Source organism: Fundicoccus ignavus, from assembly GCF_009659375.1.
Taxonomy (GTDB): Bacteria; Bacillota; Bacilli; order Lactobacillales; family Aerococcaceae; genus Fundicoccus; species Fundicoccus ignavus.
This window is the reverse complement of sequence record NZ_WJQT01000001.1, coordinates 53,372-78,632: the sequence shown is the minus strand read 5'-3', so window position 1 is coordinate 78,632 and position 25,261 is coordinate 53,372. Positions and strand designations below refer to the sequence as shown.

General features: G+C 39.9%; 23 protein-coding genes. 7 read left to right on the top strand and 16 right to left on the bottom strand.

The features are described 5' to 3' along the window. Window positions 1-144: 144 nt before the first annotated feature. From GF867_RS00525 to tsaE, 7 genes are all read right to left on the bottom strand, one after another. Complete coding sequence (locus GF867_RS00525) at window positions 145-1,218, bottom strand: ABC transporter substrate-binding protein (RefSeq protein WP_153831171.1); 1,074 nt, start codon at window positions 1,216-1,218, stop codon at window positions 145-147. After that, window positions 1,215-2,045, bottom strand: a complete 831-nt coding sequence (locus GF867_RS00520; protein ID WP_153831170.1) for an ABC transporter permease — start codon at window positions 2,043-2,045, stop codon at window positions 1,215-1,217. Before GF867_RS00520 ends, GF867_RS00525 begins: the two co-directional genes overlap by 4 nt. Further along, window positions 2,038-2,856 carry an ABC transporter permease gene (locus tag GF867_RS00515; protein ID WP_153831169.1) on the bottom strand — a complete coding sequence of 273 codons (819 nt, stop codon included), beginning with the start codon at window positions 2,854-2,856 and terminating at the stop codon, window positions 2,038-2,040. Before GF867_RS00515 ends, GF867_RS00520 begins: the two co-directional genes overlap by 8 nt. 14 nt (window positions 2,857-2,870) lie before the next feature. Next, window positions 2,871-3,962 carry an ABC transporter ATP-binding protein gene (locus GF867_RS00510; RefSeq protein ID WP_153831168.1) on the bottom strand — a complete coding sequence of 364 codons (1,092 nt, stop codon included), beginning with the start codon at window positions 3,960-3,962 and terminating at the stop codon, window positions 2,871-2,873. 409 nt (window positions 3,963-4,371) lie between these two features. Then, window positions 4,372-5,283, bottom strand: coding sequence for a UDP-N-acetylmuramate dehydrogenase (gene murB, locus GF867_RS00505; RefSeq protein ID WP_153831167.1), 912 nt, complete (start codon window positions 5,281-5,283; stop codon window positions 4,372-4,374). Window positions 5,284-5,434: 151 nt separating this feature from the next. Continuing rightward, complete coding sequence (locus GF867_RS00500) at window positions 5,435-5,983, bottom strand: GNAT family N-acetyltransferase (protein ID WP_153831166.1); 549 nt, start codon at window positions 5,981-5,983, stop codon at window positions 5,435-5,437. Then, window positions 5,970-6,485: a tRNA (adenosine(37)-N6)-threonylcarbamoyltransferase complex ATPase subunit type 1 TsaE gene (gene tsaE, locus GF867_RS00495; protein WP_311454280.1), complete on the bottom strand. Its 516-nt coding sequence runs from the start codon at window positions 6,483-6,485 to the stop codon at window positions 5,970-5,972. Before tsaE ends, GF867_RS00500 begins: the two co-directional genes overlap by 14 nt. 155 nt (window positions 6,486-6,640) lie before the next feature. On the opposite strand from tsaE, the gene GF867_RS00490 reads away from it, so the two are divergent. Next, window positions 6,641-7,261 (top strand): DUF4430 domain-containing protein, encoded by a 621-nt coding sequence (locus GF867_RS00490; RefSeq protein WP_153831165.1) that lies wholly within the window; start codon window positions 6,641-6,643, stop codon window positions 7,259-7,261. Window positions 7,262-7,686: 425 nt separating this feature from the next. Here GF867_RS00490 and pta read toward each other — a convergent pair whose 3' ends face one another. The 8 genes from pta to nrdI form a co-directional block, all read right to left on the bottom strand. Beyond that, window positions 7,687-8,670 (bottom strand): phosphate acetyltransferase, encoded by a 984-nt coding sequence (gene pta, locus GF867_RS00485; protein WP_153831164.1) that lies wholly within the window; start codon window positions 8,668-8,670, stop codon window positions 7,687-7,689. 101 nt (window positions 8,671-8,771) lie between these two features. Next, on the bottom strand, window positions 8,772-9,728 hold the full coding sequence (locus tag GF867_RS00480; protein ID WP_153831163.1) for a DUF4349 domain-containing protein: 957 nt from the start codon (window positions 9,726-9,728) through the stop codon (window positions 8,772-8,774). Window positions 9,729-9,866: 138 nt separating this feature from the next. After that, the gene (locus GF867_RS00475; protein ID WP_153831162.1) at window positions 9,867-10,013 is read right to left on the bottom strand and encodes a hypothetical protein; all 147 of its coding nucleotides are present in this window, start codon (window positions 10,011-10,013) and stop codon (window positions 9,867-9,869) included. Window positions 10,014-10,414: 401 nt separating this feature from the next. Further along, window positions 10,415-10,807: a permease prefix domain 1-containing protein gene (locus GF867_RS00470; RefSeq protein WP_153831161.1), complete on the bottom strand. Its 393-nt coding sequence runs from the start codon at window positions 10,805-10,807 to the stop codon at window positions 10,415-10,417. A 17-nt stretch (window positions 10,808-10,824) separates the two neighbouring features. After that, window positions 10,825-11,142 (bottom strand): PadR family transcriptional regulator, encoded by a 318-nt coding sequence (locus tag GF867_RS00465; RefSeq protein WP_153831160.1) that lies wholly within the window; start codon window positions 11,140-11,142, stop codon window positions 10,825-10,827. Between the two features lie 263 nt (window positions 11,143-11,405). Then, complete coding sequence (gene nrdF, locus GF867_RS00460; RefSeq protein WP_153831159.1) at window positions 11,406-12,371, bottom strand: class 1b ribonucleoside-diphosphate reductase subunit beta; 966 nt, start codon at window positions 12,369-12,371, stop codon at window positions 11,406-11,408. 16 nt (window positions 12,372-12,387) lie between these two features. After that, window positions 12,388-14,565, bottom strand: a complete 2,178-nt coding sequence (gene nrdE / locus GF867_RS00455; protein WP_153831158.1) for a class 1b ribonucleoside-diphosphate reductase subunit alpha — start codon at window positions 14,563-14,565, stop codon at window positions 12,388-12,390. After that, a complete protein-coding gene (nrdI, locus tag GF867_RS00450; protein WP_153831157.1) occupies window positions 14,558-14,923 on the bottom strand; it encodes a class Ib ribonucleoside-diphosphate reductase assembly flavoprotein NrdI in 366 nt (121 codons plus the stop codon). Before nrdI ends, nrdE begins: the two co-directional genes overlap by 8 nt. Window positions 14,924-15,276: 353 nt before the next feature. On the opposite strand from nrdI, the gene GF867_RS00445 reads away from it, so the two are divergent. From GF867_RS00445 to GF867_RS00420, 6 genes are all read left to right on the top strand, one after another. Further along, on the top strand, window positions 15,277-15,732 hold the full coding sequence (locus tag GF867_RS00445; RefSeq protein ID WP_153831156.1) for a BlaI/MecI/CopY family transcriptional regulator: 456 nt from the start codon (window positions 15,277-15,279) through the stop codon (window positions 15,730-15,732). Then, window positions 15,729-15,938, top strand: coding sequence for a heavy-metal-associated domain-containing protein (locus GF867_RS00440; RefSeq protein WP_172972585.1), 210 nt, complete (start codon window positions 15,729-15,731; stop codon window positions 15,936-15,938). Before GF867_RS00445 ends, GF867_RS00440 begins: the two co-directional genes overlap by 4 nt. A gap of 18 nt (window positions 15,939-15,956) precedes the next feature. Next, window positions 15,957-18,437 (top strand): heavy metal translocating P-type ATPase, encoded by a 2,481-nt coding sequence (locus GF867_RS00435; protein ID WP_153831154.1) that lies wholly within the window; start codon window positions 15,957-15,959, stop codon window positions 18,435-18,437. A gap of 623 nt (window positions 18,438-19,060) precedes the next feature. Then, on the top strand, window positions 19,061-19,537 hold the full coding sequence (locus GF867_RS00430) for a nucleoside 2-deoxyribosyltransferase (RefSeq protein WP_153831153.1): 477 nt from the start codon (window positions 19,061-19,063) through the stop codon (window positions 19,535-19,537). A gap of 30 nt (window positions 19,538-19,567) precedes the next feature. Next, complete coding sequence (locus GF867_RS00425) at window positions 19,568-21,124, top strand: Ppx/GppA family phosphatase (RefSeq protein ID WP_153831152.1); 1,557 nt, start codon at window positions 19,568-19,570, stop codon at window positions 21,122-21,124. Between the two features lie 52 nt (window positions 21,125-21,176). Then, window positions 21,177-23,402 carry an RNA degradosome polyphosphate kinase gene (locus GF867_RS00420; RefSeq protein WP_153831151.1) on the top strand — a complete coding sequence of 742 codons (2,226 nt, stop codon included), beginning with the start codon at window positions 21,177-21,179 and terminating at the stop codon, window positions 23,400-23,402. A gap of 203 nt (window positions 23,403-23,605) precedes the next feature. Here the strand turns inward: GF867_RS00420 and GF867_RS00415 are convergent, their stop codons facing one another. Further along, window positions 23,606-24,298 carry an enoyl-CoA hydratase/isomerase family protein gene (locus GF867_RS00415; RefSeq protein WP_153831150.1) on the bottom strand — a complete coding sequence of 231 codons (693 nt, stop codon included), beginning with the start codon at window positions 24,296-24,298 and terminating at the stop codon, window positions 23,606-23,608. Window positions 24,299-25,261: the final 963 nt, after the last annotated feature.

Below are 25,261 nucleotides of genomic sequence, written 5' to 3'. Positions count from 1 at the left end.
TTAAATACCCCGTTCGTCCCTTGAGCATGCCTACGCTCCGGTGACTGACGGGGTATTTTTGTTTAGATGATAGGGGTAGTTAGGGTAATATTTTGTCAAAAAAAAGAGCTGTTCCTTATGAGGAAACAGCTCAGGTTGTTTTTACTAACGCGGTTCAATTTTTACTTGTAAATATAAATCGTTGTATTGAATTAATTTCTCTTGACCAAGGTCTCGGTAAACTTCCAGACGCTCGATAACTTCATCGCTAGGATAGAAAGCTTCATCGCTGGTAATCTCAGGATCCATTAGTTCAAGTGCGGCTGCATTTGGTGTGGCATAGCCGACGTATTCTGCATTGATTGCCGCAATTTCCGGATCGAGAAGGAAGTTAATTAAAGCATGAGCTCCTTCTGGATTACGTGAATTGGCTGGGATTACTAAGTTATCGAACCAAAGGTTTGAGCCCTCATCCGGAACATGGTAAGCCAGGTCTTCATTATCATACATAGCGGTAGCTGCCTCACCCGAGAAGGTAATCCCGATTGGGGCTTCTTCTTGGTTGATATGCATTTTCATTTCATCTGCTACTAGCGCGATAATGTTCGGCATCAAGGTTTTCATCTTAGCTGCTGCTTCGACTAATTTATCGTCGTCCGTTTCATTCAGCGAGTAGCCTAATGATTGGAGGCCAATCCCTAGCACTTCGCGTGCCCCATCATAAATCATAATGCTGCCTGCAAATTCCGGATTCCATAAATCGTCCCAAGTTTCTACTTGGCTCGCATCGATATATTTCGTATCGTATAAGATCCCCAGTGTACCCCAGAAGTAAGGAATTGAATACTCATTCTCTGGGTCAAACGGTTGATCGATGAAGCGTTCATCTAAATATTGAAAATTAGGTAATTGCGCATAATCGATTGGCTGTAATAGAGAGGCATCAATCATACTTTCAATCATATATTCACTTGGCACTAAGATATCGTACTGTGTCCCACCTTGTTTGACTTTAGTAAACATTGCTTCGTTTGAGTCAAAGGTTTCGTAGATAACACTATAGCCTGTTTCCTCTTCAAAACGCTTCAATAGGTCGGGATCAATGTAGTCCCCCCAGTTATAAAAATTAATGACTTTATCGCCGGTTAAACCTTGCGAACTCTCAAGTTGATAACGAATACCGAATAAACCTGCAACTACAATAAGAATGGTTATGGTCATATTAATCAATGTTTTCATACGTCTAACACCGCCTTATGACGTTTTTGCAATTTGGCTTTTCGTCTTTGTTCACTCACTTGTAGGCTATAGTAGCCACTCACGAGTAATAAAGCGAGTAAGAACATCAGCGTACTTAATGCATTGATTTCCAAGCTCACGCCTGTTCTAGCACGAGAGTATACCTCAACCGATAAGGTACTGAAGCCATTCCCCGTTACAAAGAATGTTACCGCAAAATCATCGAGTGAGTAAGTAAAGGCCATGAAAAATCCTGATAGAATTCCACTCGAAATACTAGGTAGGATGACGCGCCTTAAAATTTGGCTATGATTAGCGCCTAAGTCTTGGGCGGCTGTAATCATGGTTGGATTCATTTCGTATAATCTTGGCAATACCATCAACACCACAATTGGAATACTGAAGGCCACATGTGCAAGCAATACACTCGCAAAGCCCAATTGAATCGGTATTAATACCGAGAACAAAATAAGGAAGCTTGCCCCCATCATAACATCTGGTGTTACCATCAGAATGTTATTCAAGTTCAGGATTGTTTGTCTGCGACCTTTCTGGCGTGTGTAATAGATGGCAATTGCTCCAAATGTCCCAATAATGGTTGCTAATAAAGCGGATAATAACGCCACAATAAAGGTATTCACGATAAAGGTAATCAAACGTGTATCTTCAAATAACGTTTGGTAATGTTCCCAAGTAAAACCTGTGAAGCCTGTCATATCGCCACCTTCATTGAACGAGTAGAACATTAAGTAAAAAATCGGTGCATACAGAATCACAAACATTAAGATAATGTACACGTTGGACCATTTAAAATTAGATTTATTCATTGATCAGCGCCCCCTTATCTTTACGATCACGCGTTAGGAACATAACGAGTACCATCGAAATCATCAAGATGACCCCGATTGTTGAACCCATTCCCCAGTTTTGCGTCACTAAAAAGTGTTGCTCAACCGCAGTTCCCAATGTGATGACACGGTTACCACCGATTAATCGCGTTAACATAAATAAAGACAGTGATGGAATAAACACAGCTTGAACGCCACTACGGATGCCACGCATTGATAATGGGAATACCACGCGTCTGACTGTTTCCAACTGTGTAGCACCCAAATCTTTTGATGCTTCCATCAAAGAGCTCGGGATCTCATCAATTGAATTAAAGATTGGCAACATCATAAAAGGCAATTCAATATAAGCCGCTACCAATAAGAATGACGCGTCTGTAAATAGAAGTTGCACTGGCCCAATCCCCATCGACATTAACCACTCATTGATTGGACCTGTTTGGCCTAAGAGGCCGATAAATGCATAAGTTTTCAGTAATAAGTTAATCCAGGTTGGTAGAATAATTAACATCAACCATAGACGCTTATTTTTCGTTTGAGTTAAGAAGTAAGCCATTGGATAAGCCAACACAAAGGTCACCAAGGTTACTAAAAAGGCATACCAGAAAGAACTTGCGGTCATTTGTAAATAATTACGGGACGTAAAGAAATTCACATAGTTATTCAACGTAAAGTTTCCCTGAATATCGAAAAATGACTGATACAGTAATAGCACTAGCGGTGCAAATACAAAGAGCACGATCCATAAATAGTACGGAACCGCTAATAGATTATTCCTTTTAGAATTCATTCTACTGCCGCCTCCTAGTCTTCGTATTGTTCAAGACGGGCGTCGAAGTCTTCTTCAGATTCTCCAAAACGCATAACATGGATTTCGTGCGGTTCGAATTTAAGTCCGATTTGTGCACCTTCTTCGACTTTAGCAGTCGTGTGGATCATCCACTCATTATTATCTTCATCATAGGCAATAATTTCATTAAAGACCCCGCGGAAAAGAATGGTATCTACTTTCGCTTGTAGTTGGCCGTCTTCCGGTTTCGTCAGTGAAATATCTTCTGGTCGGATGACAACTTCTACTGCTTCGCCGCTTGGTATCCCCGCGTCTTCACAGTCAAATACATGACCGACAAATTCTACACGGTAGTCTTCAATCATTTTCGCATCAATGATATTACTTTCACCAATAAAATCGGCAACATAACGGTTAATCGGCTCATCGTAAATATCCACAGGTGTACCTGATTGAACAATTTCGCCTTCTTTTAATACATAAATCCAATCAGACATCGCAAGAGCTTCCTCTTGATCATGCGTGACAAACACAAAGGTAATCCCCAAGCGTTGTTGTAACTCACGCAATTCATATTGCATATCTGTTCTTAATTTTAAATCGAGCGCTGAAAGCGGCTCATCTAGTAATAATACATCTGGTTCGTTAACCAAAGCGCGCGCAATCGCTACCCTTTGTTTCTGTCCACCAGACATCTCTGAAATATCACGCTGCTCATAGCCAGATAAACGGACTAATTTCAACGCTTCCGTTACTTTTTGTTTAATGGTTTGTTTATCAATTTTTTTCACTGATAAACCAAACGCAATGTTGTCATACACATTCATATGCGGGAACAATGCATAATCTTGAAAGACCGTGTTAACCTTTCGTTGATTGGCAGGTATTTGATTAACCTTCTTGCCCTCTATAAAAACTTCACCCGAACTAGCGGATGTGAAACCAGCAATAATTCTTAAAATTGTGGTCTTACCACAGCCAGATGGTCCAAGAAGCGTATAAAATTTACCCTTTTCTAATTCCATATCAATTGACTTTAACACTTGCGTATCATCATAGGATTTGGTTACCCCATTTAAAACGACACTATAATTTTGTTTTGACATATGCACATTCTCCTCTTGCATAGATTTGTTGACATTATTGACTCCTTTAATACCGATTTGTAAACTGCTCTAAAGCTTATTATGATAACTCTCCAAGCGATTTACGTTTTGCAAGTTTTAACCTTACGAGAAAAAATTATATCACATTAAATCTTTTTAACAATCACTATTTTGTAAACTTTTTTCCTATGGCGGAACTCGCTAATTCTAGTGTAGTTGAGTACGTTTTTAAACACAAGCAGAATCATATGTTTGAACACTTATACGAGGGAGAGCTTCGTATTTCTCTCTTACAGCAAACACCCTCTGAACAAACCAATGGAGAAATCTATAAATGATTATAAACGCACAAAAACTCCCTCTATCACTGACTAAGCGTCGCGTAATAGAAGGAGTTTTGACAATCTTATTAAGCTTTAGGATTTTCACCAATAATCCGTACTTCTGGTTCAAGTCTAACTTGGTTAAGGTCCCAAATACGTTCTTGAATGAATTCAATCATATCAGTATAGTCGGTTGCAGTTGCCTTATCGACGTTCACGATAAACCCTGCATGTTTGCGTGAGATTTCAGCACCACCGATACGGTAGCCTTGTAAACCAGCATCTTGAATCAACTTACCTGTGTAATAACCCACTGGACGCTTAAAGACGCTACCACATGACGGGTATTCTAAAGGTTGTTTGGATTCACGTAAATCTGTTAAGTGATCCATTTCTTCCTTTATGGCGATTGGTTCACCATCTGTAAGCTGGAATGTAACCGATAGGACAATATCCGAATTAGTTTGGAATACACTGTGACGGTAACTAAAATCACAATCTGCATTACGATAAGTTTTAAATTCACCCTCGCGCGTAATTACTTCAACAGACGTGATAACTTCTTTAACTTCTCCACCGTAAGCTCCAGCATTCATAAAGACTGCCCCACCGATACTTCCCGGAATACCACACGCAAACTCTAAGCCGGTGAGTTCTTCGGTTAACGCACGATAGCTGACATCGATTAGGCGCGCACCGCTGTCTGCAATTAATTGGCCGTCTTCAGTTGCCGTTACAGAATTTAAGTCAGTTAAAATCATGACAATACCACGGATTCCACCGTCACGCACAATTAAGTTGCTCGCATTGCCTAGGATGGTTAAAGGTGCATTCTGTTCACGAGCCCAGTCGACAATTTGCTTTACTTCAGTTTTCGTTTTTGGAAACACTGTAACGTCTGCTAAGCCACCCGTTTTAGTGTAAGTATAATTCGATAACGCATCATCGTATTGAATGGTTATCGTTGGATATAAAGTTGATAATTGTTGAAAATTCATGAGTCAATTCCTCTCAAAATTGTTAAGTCCTACTTATTCTAGTAAAAGCTAGGCATAAAGTAAAGCATCCACAAGTTAAGAAAAGGTAACAATCTCACTAATTGCCCTTTCTTAACTTCAGATGCCTGCGTTACTGAAAGTTTCTTCTATTTTATAGTAATAATTCCATGACATACGAGTCAAAATATGAACAATTATGCTTCAATCGTTTCTTAAGGGTACCAACAATTTCAAAGCCAAATTTCTTGTACAATTCAATTGCCCGTTTGTTTTCTGTGACAACTTCCAATGTGATGACTTCTAAACCTACATTTTTAGAAAAATCTAGCAAATCTTCCATTAGCAAAGAGCCAATACCATATCCCCAATATTCCTTGATCAGGCTTAAGCCAATTTCCGCTACATGCGATTGTTTCATACTACCAAAAGTAGCAATGTTACCCATGCCAATGATTTGCCCGTCGACTTCTACAACTAGCATAATATTCTCTTGAGAGGTTGCAAAGGCGTCAATTAAATCCATTTCTTGAGCGACCGTTAGCCCGACACCTTCAGGCCCAAAAGTTAAATAATCCGTCTCTTTCCCAACTAATTTAGTTAAACCAAGTAACGCTCTTGCATCATTTGGTTCCGCTTGGCGAATTATCGTATCAATTTCAATCCAATCACCGCTTGGTTCATTACTGTCATATGGAATCATGACTTGCTTCCACCCTTTCCCAATTATTTAGCCATGTCGCTACTAATTCATGGTATGCTGCTTGTTCTTTAGTGCCGTGTGTCGATATTTCGATTTCTCGTAAAGTTAGTTCATCCTGCGGAATGAATTTTATACGGATGTAATCACTCGGCAAGTAGTCTGCCACAAATTCTGACCACTCAATTAACACAACCGTATCTGGTCTTAAATAACTATGTAAATCAATGGAGTCTGCCCCACCCGTTTCTAAACGGTAAGCATCAATGTGAATTAATTCAAACGCTTCAGGTTCTTCAATTGAATATTCTTTTACAATTGTATAAGTAGGACTTTTAATCGCTCGTTTAATTCCTAGCGCTTTACCCAATCCTTGTGTAAATGTCGTCTTGCCACTTCCAAGCGGGCCATCTAATAATATGACGGTCCCAGGATGTAAAAGTGCCGCTAATTCACTTGCTAATGCTTGGGTTTCTTGTGAAGATTTCACTGACAAAATATTCACTTTATACCCCCTCTGTCTATTTAATATGTACACACAAAGTATACAACTACTAATATAATCATTATATTAAATTTGTGTCAAGACTGCTAATCATTTGACTTTTAGCCAATTTATTGATAACTTTATAACATAGAATCGATTGGAGGTCGACACCCATGAAGAAATTTATTAAACTAATTACCCTTCCATTAGTCGCTACTATGTTGGTAGCTTGTGGAAACAATACAGAAGAAGCCCCAGTAGAAAGTTCATCTGTAGAAGAAACATCTTCGGTTGAAGAAACTACGGAATCATCAGTAGAATCAACAGAAAATGCTTCTGAATCAGAAGCAACTGAATCTACTGAAGAAACAACAGAAGAATCTAGCGAAGAAGCAGACGAAACTGCGATTACATTATCAATTATTGTATCTGGCACTGAAGAAACAATTGGAGAATTTACAGTTCCTTTTGAAGAAGGTATGAACGTAATCGGCGCTATGGAAGCTGCTGAAGAATTAACTTTCACCTTCAATGAAGAAGAAGGCATTATTGACGTCATTGAAGATATTGCAAATGATTACGAGACAGGCGATACTTGGGTATACTTGTTAAACGATCAAATGGCTGAATTTGGTGTAGTCTCACAAACGTTAGAAGAAGGCGATAATATCAAATGGTACTTCGGTACAATTGATCAAATCCCAATTACAATCATCCCAGCCAACGAAGACGAAGTAACTGAAGAAGCTGCCTCAGAAGATGAAGGTCAAGTTGAAGTTATCGACGGTGAATAATTAAGATTAGAAGCTCCTCTTTTTAATGAGGAGCTTTTTTTTTTGCGTTTTTTTTTATGTATGAACACGATAGTGAGCCTTCAAAATGAATTACGCGATCTCGAGGCTTCGCTCAATTTTTTGTCTGGCTTAGTTTACTGGTTACGCACTAAGAGGATTGCACTTTATCATATAAGAGCTCCTCTTTTTTTGTGCGTGGAACTATTGCTCGCTTCGATAATATAATGAGGGACTTGGATGCTTATTTACCAAGCTTTTATTAACTTTTATGTGTAGTATATTGCTATTTAGGCTTATTATTATAAAAATCTTTCGAATTAACACCGCGTTTTCAGAGGGAAGGGCTTTGACTAGCCTAAACCAATCAACTAACAAAAAAAAGAATACGACTAAACTCAAAGTGAGTTAGTCGTATTCTTGTAAAATTAACCTTGTAAAGCTTGGTTCGCTGTAATGATTGTAACGTTATAAACGTCTTCTTCCACACAACCACGAGACAAGTCAGAAACTGGTTTGTTTAAACCTTGTAAGATTGGTCCAACTGCTTGGTAGTTACCTAAGCGTTGTGCAATCTTGTAACCAAGGTTACCTGATTGGATTTCTGGGAATACATAAACTGTTGCGCGTCCTGCTACTGTAGAGTTTGGAACTTTTTGTTTAGCAACAACTTCAGAGTAAGCTGCGTCAAATTGTAATTCACCGTCAATTTCGTATTCTGGAGCTAATTCTTTCGCAATGCGCGTTGCTTCAACCACACGGTCAACATCTTCTGAACTTCCTGAACCATGAGAAGAGAAACTTAATAAAGCAACACGTGGTTCAATATCAAATAACTCAGCAGTTTTAGCACTTTCGACTGCGATTTCAGCTAATGCTTGAGCATCAGGTTTGATGTTAATCGCACAGTCAGAGAATACTAATTTTTGACCATCTCTTTGAGGTGGAACCATGATGAACGCACCACTTGTACGTGATACACCTGGTTTAGTTTTAATAATTTGTAAAGCTGGTCTTACTGTATCACCCGTTGCGTAAACAGCACCACATACCATACCATCTGCGATATCCATGTGAACTAACATTGTACCAAAGTAAGCTTTATCACGTAATAATTCACGTGCTTTTTCTTCAGTTGCTTTACCTTTACGACGCTCTACGAAAGATGCTACCATTTCGTCAAATAATTCATAGTTATTTGGATCATAAATGATGAATTGATCGATTATCCAGTTATTGGCTTCAGCTAATTCTTTAATTTCAGCTGGATCACCAATTAAGATAGGTTCTACTAAATTATCTGTTTTTAAACGAATTGCCGCACCTAGAACTCGACGGTCATTTGCTTCAGGAAAAGCAATTTTTAAGCCTTTTCCTTCAATCTTTTGCGACAAACTTGTAAACATATCCATTGTGTGTATTCCTCCATAAACTTATTAACTTCACTTCTATCTTACACCTTTTTATAAAATCTTTAAAGGCAATTTTCAATATTCATTTGTCATGAAAGTTATTAGTTCTGTTTATCGTTAGCTTCATCCTGTACTTCTACTGCTTTTTTCTTGTTTTTTCGTTTAAATGGATTACGGACACCCACGGCTTTTAAAATTGGTTTAATAATATAGCGATAGATTAAGTAAAGGATGACGATAAATAACAAGTAAGGTAGGATGAAGATTAAGGATAATATACCTTGTTGTAACACATCGATTGCGCGGTAACCAGTTTGAGTAAAGGCTCTAACCAACTCATCCCAGAAGGAACGCTGACTTCCCCCATCTTCCAATTCCAAAACTTCTCTTAAGGTCACAGTAATCGTCGAGCGACTGACTTGATCATTCAGGTGTTGTTGTTCTGCCATTAATTGATCACGTTCGATAATTGCTGCATCTAAACTGTTTTGGATTTCAATAATATCAGAGATATTCTGAGCCTCATCTAATAGTTCATTCAATCGATCTACTCTCGCATTGATAGATTCTACTCTTATATCAAGGTCACGAATTGACAGTGTCACATCTTGTGAACCTCGTGATGTGCTTAATAATTCTGCGATGTCACCATTAGTTAATCTTTCTAAAAATGGTTCAAAATCATCTTGTGGAATCCTTAAGGTCATCGATAAAGTGTATAAACGATCATCACTTTGAGAACTAGTTCGATAATCATAATAAGTCTGCGTATATTCATCTTGATACTGAATTTGTGCTGTACCAGACTCGATTGCTTCCATCAAAGCTGCTTTTGTATCTTCGTAAGTGATCGTCTGTAACTCGACACTTGCTGTATAAATCAACGCTTGAGTATCGGTTGTTTCTTGACCAGTCTGCGTTTGTTCCGTAGACGAATCCATCGCCATTTGCTCAGCTTCACGTACATAAGGTTGTGTCTCTTGATAACTCGTTGAGTCAGTGCCACACCCCACTAATGCAACAGTAGCTAACATCAGCATCATTAGTTTCTTATACATCTCTTTCACTCTCCTTCTTAGTCCATAGTCATACTTTTATTATACACAGACCGCTTTTTAAACACGATTAAAAGCCCTTATCTGTACAAAATACAGCCCCAAAGCATTCTAGCTCCAGCGCTGTATCATTTTCTAGTTTTATTGTGTGTCGCGTACTAAATATTGGTCAATGACAGCCGCTACAGGGATAATTACCCAAGCAGTTCCCCACCAATTAAATAGAACACCAAGCACCATGTAAATGACTGAAGCAACTGATGTTAGACGGAAATTTTTCATATTCATGAATCTTCCTTCTTTCTTTTTCTCCCTAATGAGTCACAAGTGTATTTATGTCTCAGTCCTAACTTCATTATACAAAAAATCAATACTTAATTGAATTGATAGCCCTTAGTCGAAAGCTAAAAGCGCTGTTACGATTGGGAAGATAACCCATGCGGTCCCCCACATATTGAAAAATGTGCCGGCTACTAAATAAATTGCGACTGCGACGAGCCAAATGTTGCTTCTAATTTTTGCCCAAAGATTATCATTTCTATTGTGACGAGGGGCTTTGTCTTTTAATATTTTTTCGGCTTCCCCAGGGTCTAAGAACTGAAGTAGTTCCCGTGACCTGAAATATTTCATGTAATATTCGTGTTGATTGATCAGTGATAGGAAGAAAAAGAGTGCGATGGCGCCGCTGACTAAAAACCGATTCCCGCTACGATTCCTCCGCCCCATTGACGTAACACAATGGTAATGACTAATGGCAAAATTAATAATGCTATCGTTGCCGCGAACTTCATCGAATAATCTTTCATAAACAGTTGATATTCTTCGATTATTTCTTCGTCTTTGGCGCTTAATTTATCCTCAGTCGTTCGCTCTTTCAATACTAATTCGTCCGCCAGTTCATCAATCGTTCCAAATTCGCTCATGACTTTTCCGACTGCCGCATCATGGGACAAGCCTTCCAATGTCAAGTCACGATATTTTTCTTCCATGGTCATTAATAGCGATTCTTTGAGTCTAAGAGCTTGTTCGGTTTCCTGGTAAGCTGCAAATATATTATTTAAATAAGTATTGAAAACTTCCATTTTCTTGCCTCCTGTTTTTAGATGAATTGTGTCATCAAGCTTTTTATTAGTGACCATTCTTCCTTGCGACGTTTGAACTCTTGGCGTCCGGCGGAAGTGATGGTATAGTTTACCCGTTTTCTACCGTGGGTTTCTTGAGTATCATATGAAGAAATCCATCCATTTTTTTCAAGCCGAGCAAAGGCAGAATAGAGTGTGGTTTCTTTCAATTGATACATCTCTGCCGCTCGTAATTTAATTTCTTTCCCAATCTCGTAAGCATAACTATCGCCTTCCGCTAATAAACTTAATATCAGCAAATCATGAAAGCCACGCATGACATCACTTGATATCAACCCGCCACCTCTTTTCATCCAAAAATCTTTTACTCCACCTGTTGTAGTAATTATAGCATCTTTACTACGACAGATAAAGTAATTATATCAAAGTTCAGACTAAGGTCTGATAGTCGGGTGAATGTTATCCTAAAGTTCCCTTTAGATAGACTTGGGTAACCTTGCAATTGAATGCGATCAAATGTTTTGCGACGTAAAAAAGCCCCCATAAAGTTAGCGTTTCAACAATAACTTTATGAGGGGCACATCACACTGACCGTTTCTTATAGCCATCTCGTATAATCGTCGTCTGACATCGCTTCGACTGCACCAAGTAAGTAACCATTACCGACTTGCGAGAAGAAGTCGTGGTTGCTGGTACCAGTGGAAATACCGTTCATAACAATCGGGTCCACATCGTCCGCTGTATCAGGGAACAATGGATCAAAGCCTAGGTTTTGTAAGGCTTTATTGGCGTTATAGCGAATAAAGACTTTTACTTTTTCAGTTAAGCCAATTTCATCGTACAACATTTGCGTAAATTTGCTTTCATTTTGATAAAGATCAAACAAAACTTCATAAACCCAATTTTTCAATTCAGCTTGTTCTGCTTCCGGTAACTGATCGAAGCCTAATTGGAATTTATAGCCAATATACGTTCCGTGAACGGACTCATCGCGGATAATCAATTTTATTATCTCCGCTACGTTTGCTAGTTTGTTATTACCTAAATAATATAAAGGCGCAAAGAAACCTGAATAGAATAAGAATGATTCAAGCAAAACACTCGCTGCTTTAGCTTGTAAATCGGTCCCGTTTTTATAAATATCATTAATTTTCAATGCTTTGTATTGAATGACTTCGTGGTTGTTTGTCCAATTAAAAATCTGTTCAATCTCTGCTTTACTATTCAACGTACTGAAAATCGATGAATAACTTTTCGCATGCACCGATTCCATAAACTGGATATTATTTAACACGGCTTCCTCATGTTGAGTGCGTGCGGTTAAACGCAAACGTTCAATCGCATCTTCAGATTGTAAGGTATCCAGCAAGGTCAACCCACCAAACACTTTTCCAAACATATCTTTTTCAGCAGCCGATAAGGTACGCCAATCATCTAAGTCATTCGATAAAGGAATACGTGTATCGAGCCAGAATTGCTCCGTTAATTTCTCCCAAGTCAACTTGTCAATCATATCTTCGATTGCATTCCAGTTGATTGCTTGATAGCTAGTATTATTGGTCATCTACTTATTCCTCTCCTTAAATTGAGCAACTCTCACAAGCGTTGCTACCTACTTCTTCCCCATCATCCGTAAAAGTACGTACATAGTAGATGGATTTAATGCCTTTTTTCCAGGCATAATGACGTAGAATATTCAGATCACGCGTCGTTAACTTATTCGTACGACCATTCTTCCATTCATACATGCCTTCAGGAATTTCCGAACGCATAAATAACGTTAAGGACATCCCTTGGTCAATATGTTTTTGAGCCGCTGCATAAACATCGATCACTTTACGCATATCAATATCGTAAGCCGATTTATAATATTGAATCGTCTCATTTGATAGATGCGGTGCTGGATAATACGTTTTACCTGTTTTCTTCTCTTGACGCTCCTCGATTAAACGCGTAATCGGATGTAAGCTGGCACTCGTCTCATTGACATAACTAATGGAACCTGTTGGTGCAATCGCTAAACGGTTTTGGTGATATAAGCCTTGCGCTTGAACATTCGCTTTCAACTCCGCCCAATCCTCTGCCGTCGGCATCATGACATTCGCCATCACTTCTTTTACTTTAGGCGTTTTAATCACAAAAGGATTCTCAATATATCTGTCAAAATACTCACCCGAAGCATAAGCCGATTTTTCAAAATTATCAAAGGATTGCTGACGTTCGGCTGCTATTTTATTACTGGCTACTAAAGAATAGTAGTTTAATGCATAGAAATAAGCTTCCGTTAATTCAATTGATTCTGGCGAACCATAGTGCATTTGATTAATCGCAAATAATGTATGCAACCCCATACCGCCTAAACCAATAGTATGCGCCTTATCGTTACCATTTTTGACTGTTGGTACCGCATCAATACTTGAGTGATCTGTTACATAAGTTAAGGCTCTCACTGCTGTTTCTACTGAATTCGCAAAGTTCGGCGATTGAATCATATTCGGAATATTCGTCGAACCTAGATTACAACTAATGTCTGTTCCTAAAATTTCATACTCTTGGGCATTATTAATTAAAGAAGGTTCTTGAACCTGTAAAATCTCTGAACACAAGTTACTCATCGTGATGGTTCCTTCAATAGGATTGGCACGGTTCGCTGTATCAACATTAATAATGTAAGGGTAACCTGATTCTTGTTGAAGTTTACTAATTTCATTTTCTAATTCACGCGCAGAAATTTTAGATTTTCTAATTTCTGGGTTATTCACTAATTCATCATACTCAGCCGTAATATCGATATAAGAGAACGGCTTGCCGTAAATACGTTCCACATCATAAGGGCTGAACAGATACATCTTTTCATCTTTAGCCGCTAATTCATAGAATTTATCGGGCACTACAAGGCCAAGTGATAAAGTTTTGACACGAATTTTTTCGTCCGCGTTTTCTTTCTTCGTAGATAAGAACGATACAACATCTGGGTGGAATACATTTAAATAAACCGCACCTGCACCGTTTCTTTGTCCTAATTGGTTTGAGTAGCTAAAGCTGTCTTCTAACAACTTCATAATCGGAACAACACCACTTGAGGCATTTTCAATTTTCTTAATTGGGTCGCCCGCTGCACGAATATTCGATAAGCTAACGCCTACACCCCCACCAATTCTTGATAGTTGTAAGGCAGAGTTCACCCCGCGTCCGATACTATTCATATCGTCTGTTAGTTGGATTAAGAAACAAGATACCAATTCCCCGCGACGTTTACGTCCTGCATTCAGGAATGTCGGCGTTGCCGGTTGGTAACGTTGCGCAATCATTTCATCACGCAAGCGAATCGCTAAATCTTTATCACCATCGGCTAAGAATAGCGCGGTAAATACAATACGATCTTCATAGCGTTCTAAATAACGTTTGCCATCATTAGTTTTCAATGCATACTGAGTGTAAAACTTAAAAGCAGACATGAAAGATGTAAAGCGGAAACGCATGTTATATGTACTCGCCATTAAATTTTTAATAAATTCACGTTCATATTTCGCAATAAATTCTTCTTCTAAGTAATCATGGTCAAGTAAATAGCGAATTTTCTCATCTAGTGTATAAAAGAAAACAGTATTTGGGTTAACGTGCTCTAAGAAAAAGGCACGAACTGCTTCACGATCCTTATGTAAAGGAATTTGATTATCAACTGGACGGTTTAATTCGTTATTTAATTTAAAATACGTAACTTCGGTTGCTTTAGTCGCAAGTACTGGTTTATCCAAGTTTTTCCACCTCTTTTTTTAATCGTTCTACATCCGGATCCATCCCCTGAAATTCAAATAAGTGCAATAAAGGGACCTTATAATCGCGGGCATAATCTTTTGCTGTAAAACAATATAAATGATTAAAATTTAAGTTACCACTCCCCGCAAAGCCTTTCAAGTAATCAGTATTCTGTCCTGTTTCTAGAAAGTCCGCAATCAAATCCGTTGCTTCCTTGTCATAGGTCGGCGCCACAAAAATAAAGGGTTCATCGACTTCTATAAAAGCATTATCCAAGGTTATTTCCAGACTTGGCCAACCAAGTTTTTTCACAAACTTTCGTGTTTGACCCGTTAAAGACATAAATACCACTAACATTTAGCTTCGCTCCTTAAAAATTAATTTCTCAATCCATGATAACAGATTAAAAATAGTTAGCAAGGTTTATAAAACCGCATATTTTGTGTTTGTTTATATGTTTCATCACTACATATTGTGTTGTTCACATGCGTGAATTTATGAGAAATTCTAGCGTTGTTTCTTACCCTTTCTTAATTTAACGCCCTTTCATTGAAAACATTTCCATAATAACTGTTGTGTTAAGTGACTCATATATGTTTATGTTCACAAACTTATTAATACGAACATTAAAAAATTTAATCCTTGACACTTTAAGTTTACAGGTGTAAACTATAATTGTAGATTACAAACGTAACCTAAGGAGGGATTACATGATTAGTTCAGCTGAATGGGAAATTATGCGAGTTGTTTGGGCCGAAGGTCAGCTAACCAGTCGTCAAATTATTGACACCATGCTGGCTATTTCGGAATGGAAGGAAGGCACCATCAAATCGATGTTAAATCGTTTAACAAAAAAAGGTATTCTGACACAAGATACGACAGTCAGCCCTTTTCTTTATTCGAGTTCTATTTCGATGAAAGAAGCCACTTTAACACGGACAGATGACATTATGGCCAATAGTTGTAATTTAGATCATGCCGGTATTGTGGCGCATATGATTGAAAACAATACCTTTTCACAAACTCAACTTCAAGATCTTGTATCTTTATTACAAGTAAAAATGCAAACTGCACCGGCCAGCATTGCCTGTCAATGTGCACCCGGCCAATGTCATTGTCATATCTCACAGACAAGTCACTCAAAAGAAAAGGAGCAAATAGTATGAAACAAACAATATTTAAAGTCGAAGGTTTAAGTTGTCAAGGTTGTGCCAATGCGGTCACGAATGTATTGAATGATGTTAACGGTGTTCAATCAGCAGTCGTTGATTTAGACAGTGCATCTGCGCAAGTAGATTTCGATGAAACGTTAACCAATTTTGAAACAATGCATGCTGCTGTTGATGAGGCGGGTTATACGTTAGTTAAATAAGTAGAAAGGAAGATTCATATGACTAAAGCGACTTATGCAGTTGAAGGGATGACCTGTGCATCTTGTGCGGCTAATGTTGAGCGTAGTTTGAATAAAGCTGAGGGCGTGGTGACTGCGTCAGTCAATTTAGCCACTGAAAAAGCTCAAATTGATTACGATGAAACACTCTTATCCCCTGATGCTTTGCAGGCAATCGTGAAGAAATCAGGTTATGCGTTGGTGGTCGAAAACGATAGCAACGCTATCTTAAATGAACGTTTACACCAAAACTTCTCAATTGAAGGGATGACCTGTGCGTCGTGTGCAGCTAATGTTGAAAGAGCTGTACAGAAATTACCTGCTATTAAACAAGCTGGCGTTAACTTAGCGACGGAAACGCTAAGTGTCGATTGGGCTGAAGCAGCCGAGCCACAGTTAATTTTACAAGCCGTCGAAAAAGCGGGTTACAAAGCGAGTCTAGCTTTATCTGCTCAAGAACAATATGATATTGACCAAGCGAAAAAAGAAACCCGCTTAAAAGCCATGCGTCAACGCGTGATTTGGATGGCCGTGTTTACCATTCCATTGTTTATTCTTACGATGGGACCAATGGTTGGCATGCCTTTACCTGCTATATTGGATATGCATCACAATCCTGGGCTAAACGCCTTACTTCAACTAGCTTTAACATTACCGGTTATGTGGTTAGGCCGCGCAATGTATCAAAGAGGGTTTAAACATTTATTCAATGGCCACCCTAACATGGATTCCTTAGTGGCAGTCGGAACGACAGCCGCTTTTATCCAAGGCTTAGTTGTGACATTTCTATTAGTGACAGGACGTTTTATGCCTACAGGGCATCCTGATTTATATTTTGAATCGGCGGCAGTGATTTTAACATTAATGAACGTCGGTAAATATTTAGAGGAACGTGCAAAAGGTCAAACTTCGGCAGCCATTAAAGCATTGATGGATTTAACACCGAGTCAAGCACGTCGCGTCAAAGCAGATGGTTCGACTGAAATGGTTGCAATTGAGATGGTACAAGTTGGTGATTTGTTACAGGTACGTCCGGGGGAAAGTTTGCCCGTTGATGGTGAGATTACCGAAGGGCAATCGAGCGTTGATGAATCGATGTTAACCGGAGAAAGTTTACCGGTTGAGAAAAAAGTCGGCGACAGCGTGACGGGCGCTAGTATTAATAAAACCGGCGCTTTTACTTTCCGAGTGACTAAAATCGGTCAAGATACTATGTTGTCACAGATTGTGCGTATGGTACAGGATGCTCAAGGTTCAAAAGCACCGATTGCGAAATTAGCAGACATTATTTCGGGATATTTCGTTCCGATTGTGATGGTGTTGGCGGTGCTAGCTGGTTTGTTCTGGTTCTTTGTCATGGGTGAGCCACTTGAATTTGCTTTAACAATTTTCATTAGTATCTTAATTATTGCCTGTCCGTGTGCTTTAGGTTTAGCAACGCCTACTGCGATTATGGTCGGTACGGGGAATGGTGCCCAGAAAGGGATTCTGATTAAGAGCGGTACTGCTTTAGAAGGGATCCACCATGCGAATGCGGTGCTATTGGATAAAACAGGTACCATTACCGAAGGTCAACCCACTGTGACTGATTTTGTCTTAGCTAATAATGGACACGATCAGGCTCAATTACTTGCTTGGGTTGCAGCGGCTGAATCAGCTTCCGAACATCCTTTAGGTGAAGCGATTGTGCGTTATGCGACAGAGGATCAGCGATTAAGTTTACCGAAAGTTGAACACTTCAACAGCGTGATCGGTAAAGGGATTGAAGCCCGAATCGACGGTCAAGAGATTAAAATTGGTAATCGTAAAATGATGGCTGACTTCGCCGAGGATACCGCATTAACAACAGCGGCAGATCGTCTAGCCAATGAAGCGAAGACACCGATGTTTATTGCAGTGAATGATAAATTAACTGGTGTAATTGCGGTCGCAGATCCGATTAAAGCTGAAAGTTCGCAAGCAATTCAGCAGTTGAAAGCGATGGGACTGGAAGTCATTATGATCACAGGCGACAACAAGAAAACTGCCGAAAGAATCGGCGAACAAGTTGGCGTTGACCGTGTCATGAGCGAGGTAATGCCAGAAGATAAAGCTGACATGGTAAAGCAACTTCAAAGCGAAGGCAAGCACGTGATTATGGTCGGCGACGGGATTAACGATGCCCCTGCCCTCGCTCAAGCTGATATCGGAATGGCGATTGGTTCGGGTACAGATATTGCGATTGAGTCTGCGGATACCGTTTTGATGAAAAATCAATTGACCGACGTAGTAGCGGCCATCGATTTAAGTCATGCGACTATTCGCAATATTAAGCAAAATCTTTTCTGGGCATTCGGCTACAATGTCATTGGAATTCCAATTGCGATGGGCGTGCTGTATCTATTCGGTGGCCCCCTACTCAGCCCAATGTTTGCGGCAGTTGCCATGAGTATGAGCTCAGTGTCAGTACTCGTCAACGCCTTGCGTTTACGCAACCACTAATACCGACAAAATATTACTTTAGATAACGAGCTGAAATAGCTATTCGTTGAATTGGTGTCAGGGAGATCCCTGGCACTTTTTTTAGTATACGGGATTATAAGTTTTATACTGATTTACCAAGTTTTATGCTTCGCTCAGCTGATTGTTTTCCAAGGCGATGGTCGCGTTAGAAATTCATGCTGAGCCAAGCGTGGCGTGTTCAACTAAATGTCTTGAAACAAAATGACCTCGGGCTTAGCTCGAGGTTTCCTTATTTTACTTGGTTGCCTGAATTCCAAAACCTAGATTGTTTCTGGAGACGTACTCGATTAATTTGCTAATGAATCGCTTTGATTATCGATGGCCCCTCATTCGTTTTTCGAGGGGCTTTCAGGGGAATAAAGAACCTCGCGCGAATTTAGAGGGGCTTTCACTAGTTGGGATTGTTCGTCTTATTGCGTGCGGGGGGTTATCCGCTGAGGGTGCGTCTAGATATGGTTTTACTGGGTGTGGTTGGGGGGCTAGTGGTGGATGCTAGCTTTTCATGGGAATTATTTCCAAAGGTGGTGGCTTGTGATTGTATCCGTTTGGTTGCTTCGATATAATTGGGTAAAGAGGGTTATTGTAGAAAGGGTGTTTGGTGTATGGCAAAGTTATATTTCGCGGCGTCTTTGTTCAATGAGATGGAGTTGGCTTATAATGCGCAGTTGGCGGCTCGTATTCGTGCGGAGATTCCTGGTCTAGAGGTGTTTGTGCCGCAGGAGCAAGGTGAGATTAATGATAAGAATGCTTATGCGGATTCGAAGATGATTGCGAAGTTGGATACGGAGGCGGTGCTTGCGAGTGATGTGCTGTTTGCGATTCTGGATGGCCAGGTGATTGATCCGGGTGTGGCGTCGGAGATTGGCGTGGCATATCAGGCGGGTATTCCGATTGTTGGTTTGTATTCTGATACGCGTCAACAAGGTGCCACGCATCCTGAGAAGCTGGCGGCTTTGCAGGTGTTAGCGGAGTCTCAGTTTAGTTATATTAATTTGTATACGGTAGGTTTGGTGAAGTTGAATGGTGAGGTAGTAGCTTCGTCGGATGCTGCGATTGAGGCGCTCAAGAAGTATGTGTAAGTCTATCTGATTTCGAGGGGATTGAATGAAATGTATAGAGAAAAAATAGCAATTGTGGATATTGGGTCGAATACGATTCGACTGGTTATTTATGGGATAGATCAAGATTTCTTTTTTACAGAAGTGATTAATATTAAGACGCCTGCTCGTTTGTCACAACATTTAATCATTGATGAGGCAGGTAAAACAATGGATCAGGCGGGCATTGATAAGTTGGTGAACACACTTGAGAGTTTTCGTTTAGTAACCGAAGAACATCAAGTAAACACAATTAAGCCTTTAGCTACGGCTGCTATCCGTCAGTCGCGTAACCAAGCAGATATTCTGAAGCAAGTAAAGGATCGCATGGGTTGGCAGATTGAGATTGTACCAGAAGAAGGTGAAGCAACTTATGGCCAATATGCGATTATGCATTCAACGTCTTTCCAAGATGCGATTACGATTGATATTGGGGGCGCGAGTTGTGAGATTACCTTGTTTAAGCAGAAGAAAATGAAAGCTTATCATAGTTTTCCTTTCGGGACGGTGTCATTGAAAGAGCAGTTTTTCGTTGACAAGCCGCATAATGATCCTGAAGCGATGGAGGCGTTGGCTAAATTCGTTAACAAGCAATTTAAGGGACTTGACTGGTTGAAGAAGGCAAAGTTACCGATTGTAGCAGTGGGTGGTTCGGCACGTAACGTGACCTTGGTTCATCAACGCGCGACCAGTTATCCAATTGCCGGAGTACATGGTTATCATTTATCTTTGGATGATTTGAGATTAACCCTAGACCTTTTCCAGAATACGCCCTTCGATAAAATGAGTGATATTGATGGGTTGAGTTCGGACCGTGTTGATATTATTATTCCAGCTAATTTAGTATTTATTGAATTATTCAATGCGGTGAAGGCAACGATTTTCTCTATTTCAATGCAAGGTTTGCGTGAAGGGATTGCCCTGGAATATATTAATTCTAAATATCAGTCGCCAATTGATACAGAGTTAATTAAGGCACGTTCAATTCGTCAAGTGATTAATGTCTTCCCGATAAATGTTGAGGGTGCGCAGTTGCGGGTGAATGCTTGTCTCGATTTATATCGTCAGATGTCTGACCTAGAACAGTTTGACTATCATTACAAGACACAAGAAATGCTAGAATTTGCCGCTTACTTATATCAATTTGGTTCATTTATTAGTGCAGAAGCGGAATCTCAACACACTTTCTATTTATTATCTAACATGAATTTATTTGGATTTAGTCACATCGAGCGTTTGCGTCTTGCGCTATTAAGTAGTTATCGTAATCGGTCTTTATTTAATCAATTTTTAGAGGACTTTGATAATTGGTTCAAGGATGATACACAAGATGAGTTACAGAAACTCGGCGGAATTATTAAATTTTGCCAAGCTTTGAATGATTCAGAAACGGCCCCAATAGGGCAACTGAATTTGACGCGTCAAGAAGATGGCGATTACGTTTTAAATATTGAACATAACGGTCCGATTGTGGCAGAGAAATACCGTGCAGATCGACACTTGAAACATTTAGCGCGCGCTTTAGATGGCAATTTATCGCTTACTTATACCGATTTATCATTAGCTTAATTGATTTAGTTTAGCATTATGTTTAGGCATATTCTGGCAGGAGGGTTATAAAATGAATTTACAGAAAACAACATCGGCTTCAGGTCAGAAGTCTGAACCAGACCTTGGGCGGACACAGTCTTTGCCTGAGGATTGTTTTGATCGACCGTCTTATTATTTCAACCGTGAGTTAAGTTGGTTGGACTTCAATAAGCGTGTAATTGCGGAAGCTTACGATAGTGAGAATCCGTTCTTGGAGCAATTAAATTTCCTAGCAATTGGCAGTTCAAACTTAGATGAATTTTTCATGGTCCGTGTAGCGGGTGTTTATGATCAGTATTTAGCCAATATTGAAATTTCTGAGACGAAGACGTATATGACGCCGCTTGATTTATTGACAGCCATTAGTGAGAAGAATCATCAGAATGTAGCGATGCAGTATGATCGTTATCATCAATTGGCCAGTCGTTTGCCACAAATGCAGTATGCGATTAAGCGTGTGTCTGAGTTGAATCAAGATGAGTTGGCAGAAATTGAGCGGATTTTCGAGGAACTGTTAATGCCGACGCTATCACCTTTAGCTATTGATGCGTATCGTCCTTTCCCTCATTTGAATAATAAATTGATGAATATTCTGGTTCGCTTGAACCGCGAACGTCCAGAACATGTCGCGATTGTTCCGGTGCCAGCTTTATTGGATCGATATATCACAATTGATGCTGGTGTGAAAAAAACCATCATTCTGGTGGAGGATATTATCATTCATTTTATCCAGCGTTTATTTGAAGGCCAAGACATTGCCTATGCCTACCCGTTTCGAATTACGCGCAATGCGGATTTCGATATTATTGAAGATGGGGCCGCTGATTTACTTGAAGTCATCGAAAACTACGTCAAAAAACGTAAAAACGGTATGGCAGTCCGAGTGGAGGTCGACACTTCTCAGTTGAGTGACTTCTCTGAACTGCAAGTTCAATATTTATTGGATGCATTGGACTTACATATCAATGATGTCTATCAAATTAACGGTCCACTAGATTTAACTTTCTTATTCGGGCTACGTGAACAAATTGGCGCAGATTTACCCGAATTAATGTACAAACCTTTTGATAGTTTCTTAGATCCAGCTAACTTGGGTGAAAGTTTATTTACACGCGCTAAAGAAAGAGATTTATTCTTCCACCATCCTTACGACGCTTTCGATCCGATTGTCTCGTTAGTTGCACACGCTGCTCAAGATAGCCAGACGATTGCGATTAAACAGACGCTCTACCGTGTGTCGAAAAACTCGCCGATTATCGCAGCCTTAAAACAAGCAGCTGAGAACGGTAAAGAAGTGACGGTATTAGTGGAATTAAAAGCGCGTTTTGATGAAGAAAATAATGTTTTCTGGGCGCGTGAACTTGAAGATGCCGGCTGTCACGTTTTATATGGGGTAACAGAATTAAAAACGCATAGTAAAATCACTTTAATTACACGCCGTGAAGATGATCGCATTCAACAATACGTGCATCTAGGCACTGGCAACTACAATGATAAAACCGCCAAGATGTATACGGATATGGGGATTATTACCACGCATGAAGGGATTACAAGCGATGCGACTAATTTCTTTAATTATTTAAGTGGTTACGGTGAGCGTCCGACTTACAAACATTTGCACGTTTCACCTTTTGAAATCCGTGACTCTTTGATGGATTATATTGATGAAGAAATTGACTTCCACCGCCAATTTGGCAATGGACGCATCATTGCGAAAATGAATTCATTGACTGACAAAGAGCTGATTCGCAAGCTTTATCAGGCCGGTCACGCAGGAGTTAAAATCGACCTAATTGTTCGTGGTATTTGTTGCCTGAAACCAGGGATGGAAGGAATTTCTGAAACCATCCATGTGCGTAGTATCGTCGGTCGTCTCTTGGAACATCCACGTATTTACTATTTCCACCGCAATGGTAGTCACCATCTATTCCTGTCATCTGCTGATATGATGACGCGTAATATGACGAAGCGTGTTGAAATTGAGTTTCCAATTCTCGACCCTAAAATTGAACAAGAAATTTATGACATCCTCGAATTGCAGTTGTCTGACACTGCCAAAGCACACGTCTTACAACCTAACGGCGAATACCTAAAACCAGAACATATTGAAGAACAAGTGAACAGTCAAGATATCTTGATTAAACGCGCTCAAGCTGAAAGCGACGCTTTACTAGAGGTTGCACACGTCGAAGCCATAGTAGCAGAGGCTAAACCCTTAACCTGGTGGCAAAAACTCCTAAACTTCTTTACAAAATAGGACTCTAAGTCATTCGCAGTAAGTAAGACAAGAACAGCCCACTCCATTGTCTGGTGTGGGCTGTTCTTGTCTTCTGTATTTGAGGGGGCTTGCGTTCAAATACCCATGGATTGAGTTACTCGAGTCGCTTAGCACCGACATTCGGCTATGTTAAGCAGCTCGCTATTGATGCACGATATGTGGTGACGTATTTTGTCGGTGAATTATTGGTTGAAATTTGGTGTGCGTTTTTCTAGAAACGCTGTTGTACCTTCGATAAATTGTTCCGTCTGCATAGCTTCGGTCTGTTTAGTCGTTTCGAGTTGTAGATACTTCTCCAGGTCTTCGTAATTACTGTGGTAGTTGAGTGCTTTCAGGTTCTCGTAGGCGCTAAGAGGACCGGTCGCCAATTGTTCAGCGACACGTTTCGTTTTTTCCATCAGGTCATCAGCTGGAACGACTTGACTGACTAAACCAATTGAGTAAGCTTCAGTCCCCTTAATCGCTTCGCTCGTCAAGCTATAATGCATCGCGCGACTGGCACCAATTTGCTTCGATAATAAATAGAAATTAGCGCCATCTGATACCAGACCGACTTTAATAAAGGCAGTCATAAACACTGCCTTTTCTGAAGCAATAATTCGATCGGCCGCTAATACTAGGCTAAAGCCTGTTCCCGCAGTTGCGCCATTTACAGCCGCAATAATCAATTTCTTCATTTGTTTCATATATAAAATAATCTCAGCGACTTTCTCTACCAGCACTTTCATAGCTTCAGTTTTCTGATCTTGCGCATGTTGCTTCAATGTCGCTAAATCACCACCGGCACTAAACACTTTAGCGGTGCTTCCTAACACAATTACTTTTGTCTCAGGGTCCTCCTCTGCTACCTGCAACGCCTCTAATAAATCAGTCATTTACGTGATATCAATGACATTGAAACTTGCTAGTGAATCCAACATGATGTAACGAACCCCGTTTTCTACCTTAGCACTCACTAATTTTCTTTCCATCTGACACAATCCTTTCTCGGCATACTCTTCTTTCGTTTCATTCTATCATTTAGAGAAAGCCTTTTCACCACTCGGCCTTTGACGTTTAATTATCTAACTTATTAGCTCAACAGATACCTCGTTAAAATTCTAGACGCAATCATCTAGTACGTTTTGATCGTGCTCCATTTTTTTAAACTCGAACATGATTCCATCCGAATCGTGCCCCACTTTTCGAAACTGAGACATGATACCGCAGAAATGCTAGCAACCAACTTATTCTCTTGCAAGAAACCCAAGGCGGTGTCATGGCCCAAGGTCCACGACGATTATATTAAAACCGCAAGGCGTTTCAATCGTGTCGGTCAGTCGGCCGACACTCCTTTGGTTCTTCGTTTTTTTTGAAGCAATAGATAAAACCCAAACTCGTAACAGCATACTATGAGAATTTCTCCAGAATGGATTAAATGTTGTTTTCGCATACAATAATCCTCTCTCGAGCAAATTTAAGTTATAAAAAAACTCGCTATTCCAGGTTTCTAGCCGATTCTAGCGGACCTTCGGCTAGATTAGCTTGTATTGGAAAAAATAAGCTGATCGAAATTCTAAGCTTGGTAATTCACCCTTAAACTCATAGTCCTCATGACGCTAGGAAATCTCAGCCTAATCAGAGGCCACTAAATTTCGTTTAGCAATCATACAGCATTACTATTATGGAATACTGTGCGCAGCTCAGCAATTTGTTTTCCCAAGCGGTATCAAGGGCAATCGGCACAGCTTGCTCTGACTATGAGCGCAGCGAAGTAGACAGAGCCTAGCCGATTGAGCCGGAAAAGCCTGAAGCGCCAGCGAAGGCTTTGAAGACGACCACCGCCTTGGAAAACAATA

Bases quoted from the DNA above. Each gene is read 5' to 3' on its own strand.
- GF867_RS00525 (WP_153831171.1), bottom strand. From the start codon at position 1,218: ATGAAAACATTGATTAATATGACCATAACCATTCTTATTGTAGTTGCA.
- GF867_RS00520 (WP_153831170.1), bottom strand. From the start codon at position 2,045: ATGAATAAATCTAATTTTAAATGGTCCAACGTGTACATTATCTTAATG.
- GF867_RS00515 (WP_153831169.1), bottom strand. From the start codon at position 2,856: ATGAATTCTAAAAGGAATAATCTATTAGCGGTTCCGTACTATTTATGG.
- GF867_RS00510 (WP_153831168.1), bottom strand. From the start codon at position 3,962: ATGTCAAAACAAAATTATAGTGTCGTTTTAAATGGGGTAACCAAATCC.
- murB (WP_153831167.1), bottom strand. From the start codon at position 5,283: ATGAATTTTCAACAATTATCAACTTTATATCCAACGATAACCATTCAA.
- GF867_RS00500 (WP_153831166.1), bottom strand. From the start codon at position 5,983: ATGATTCCATATGACAGTAATGAACCAAGCGGTGATTGGATTGAAATT.
- GF867_RS00490 (WP_153831165.1), top strand. From the start codon at position 6,641: ATGAAGAAATTTATTAAACTAATTACCCTTCCATTAGTCGCTACTATG.
- pta (WP_153831164.1), bottom strand. From the start codon at position 8,670: ATGGATATGTTTACAAGTTTGTCGCAAAAGATTGAAGGAAAAGGCTTA.
- GF867_RS00480 (WP_153831163.1), bottom strand. From the start codon at position 9,728: ATGTATAAGAAACTAATGATGCTGATGTTAGCTACTGTTGCATTAGTG.
- GF867_RS00475 (WP_153831162.1), bottom strand. From the start codon at position 10,013: ATGAATATGAAAAATTTCCGTCTAACATCAGTTGCTTCAGTCATTTAC.
- GF867_RS00470 (WP_153831161.1), bottom strand. From the start codon at position 10,807: ATGGAAGTTTTCAATACTTATTTAAATAATATATTTGCAGCTTACCAG.
- nrdF (WP_153831159.1), bottom strand. From the start codon at position 12,371: ATGACCAATAATACTAGCTATCAAGCAATCAACTGGAATGCAATCGAA.
- nrdI (WP_153831157.1), bottom strand. From the start codon at position 14,923: ATGTTAGTGGTATTTATGTCTTTAACGGGTCAAACACGAAAGTTTGTG.
- GF867_RS00445 (WP_153831156.1), top strand. From the start codon at position 15,277: ATGATTAGTTCAGCTGAATGGGAAATTATGCGAGTTGTTTGGGCCGAA.
- GF867_RS00440 (WP_172972585.1), top strand. From the start codon at position 15,729: ATGAAACAAACAATATTTAAAGTCGAAGGTTTAAGTTGTCAAGGTTGT.
- GF867_RS00435 (WP_153831154.1), top strand. From the start codon at position 15,957: ATGACTAAAGCGACTTATGCAGTTGAAGGGATGACCTGTGCATCTTGT.
- GF867_RS00430 (WP_153831153.1), top strand. From the start codon at position 19,061: ATGGCAAAGTTATATTTCGCGGCGTCTTTGTTCAATGAGATGGAGTTG.
- GF867_RS00425 (WP_153831152.1), top strand. From the start codon at position 19,568: ATGTATAGAGAAAAAATAGCAATTGTGGATATTGGGTCGAATACGATT.
- GF867_RS00420 (WP_153831151.1), top strand. From the start codon at position 21,177: ATGAATTTACAGAAAACAACATCGGCTTCAGGTCAGAAGTCTGAACCA.
- GF867_RS00415 (WP_153831150.1), bottom strand. From the start codon at position 24,298: ATGACTGATTTATTAGAGGCGTTGCAGGTAGCAGAGGAGGACCCTGAG.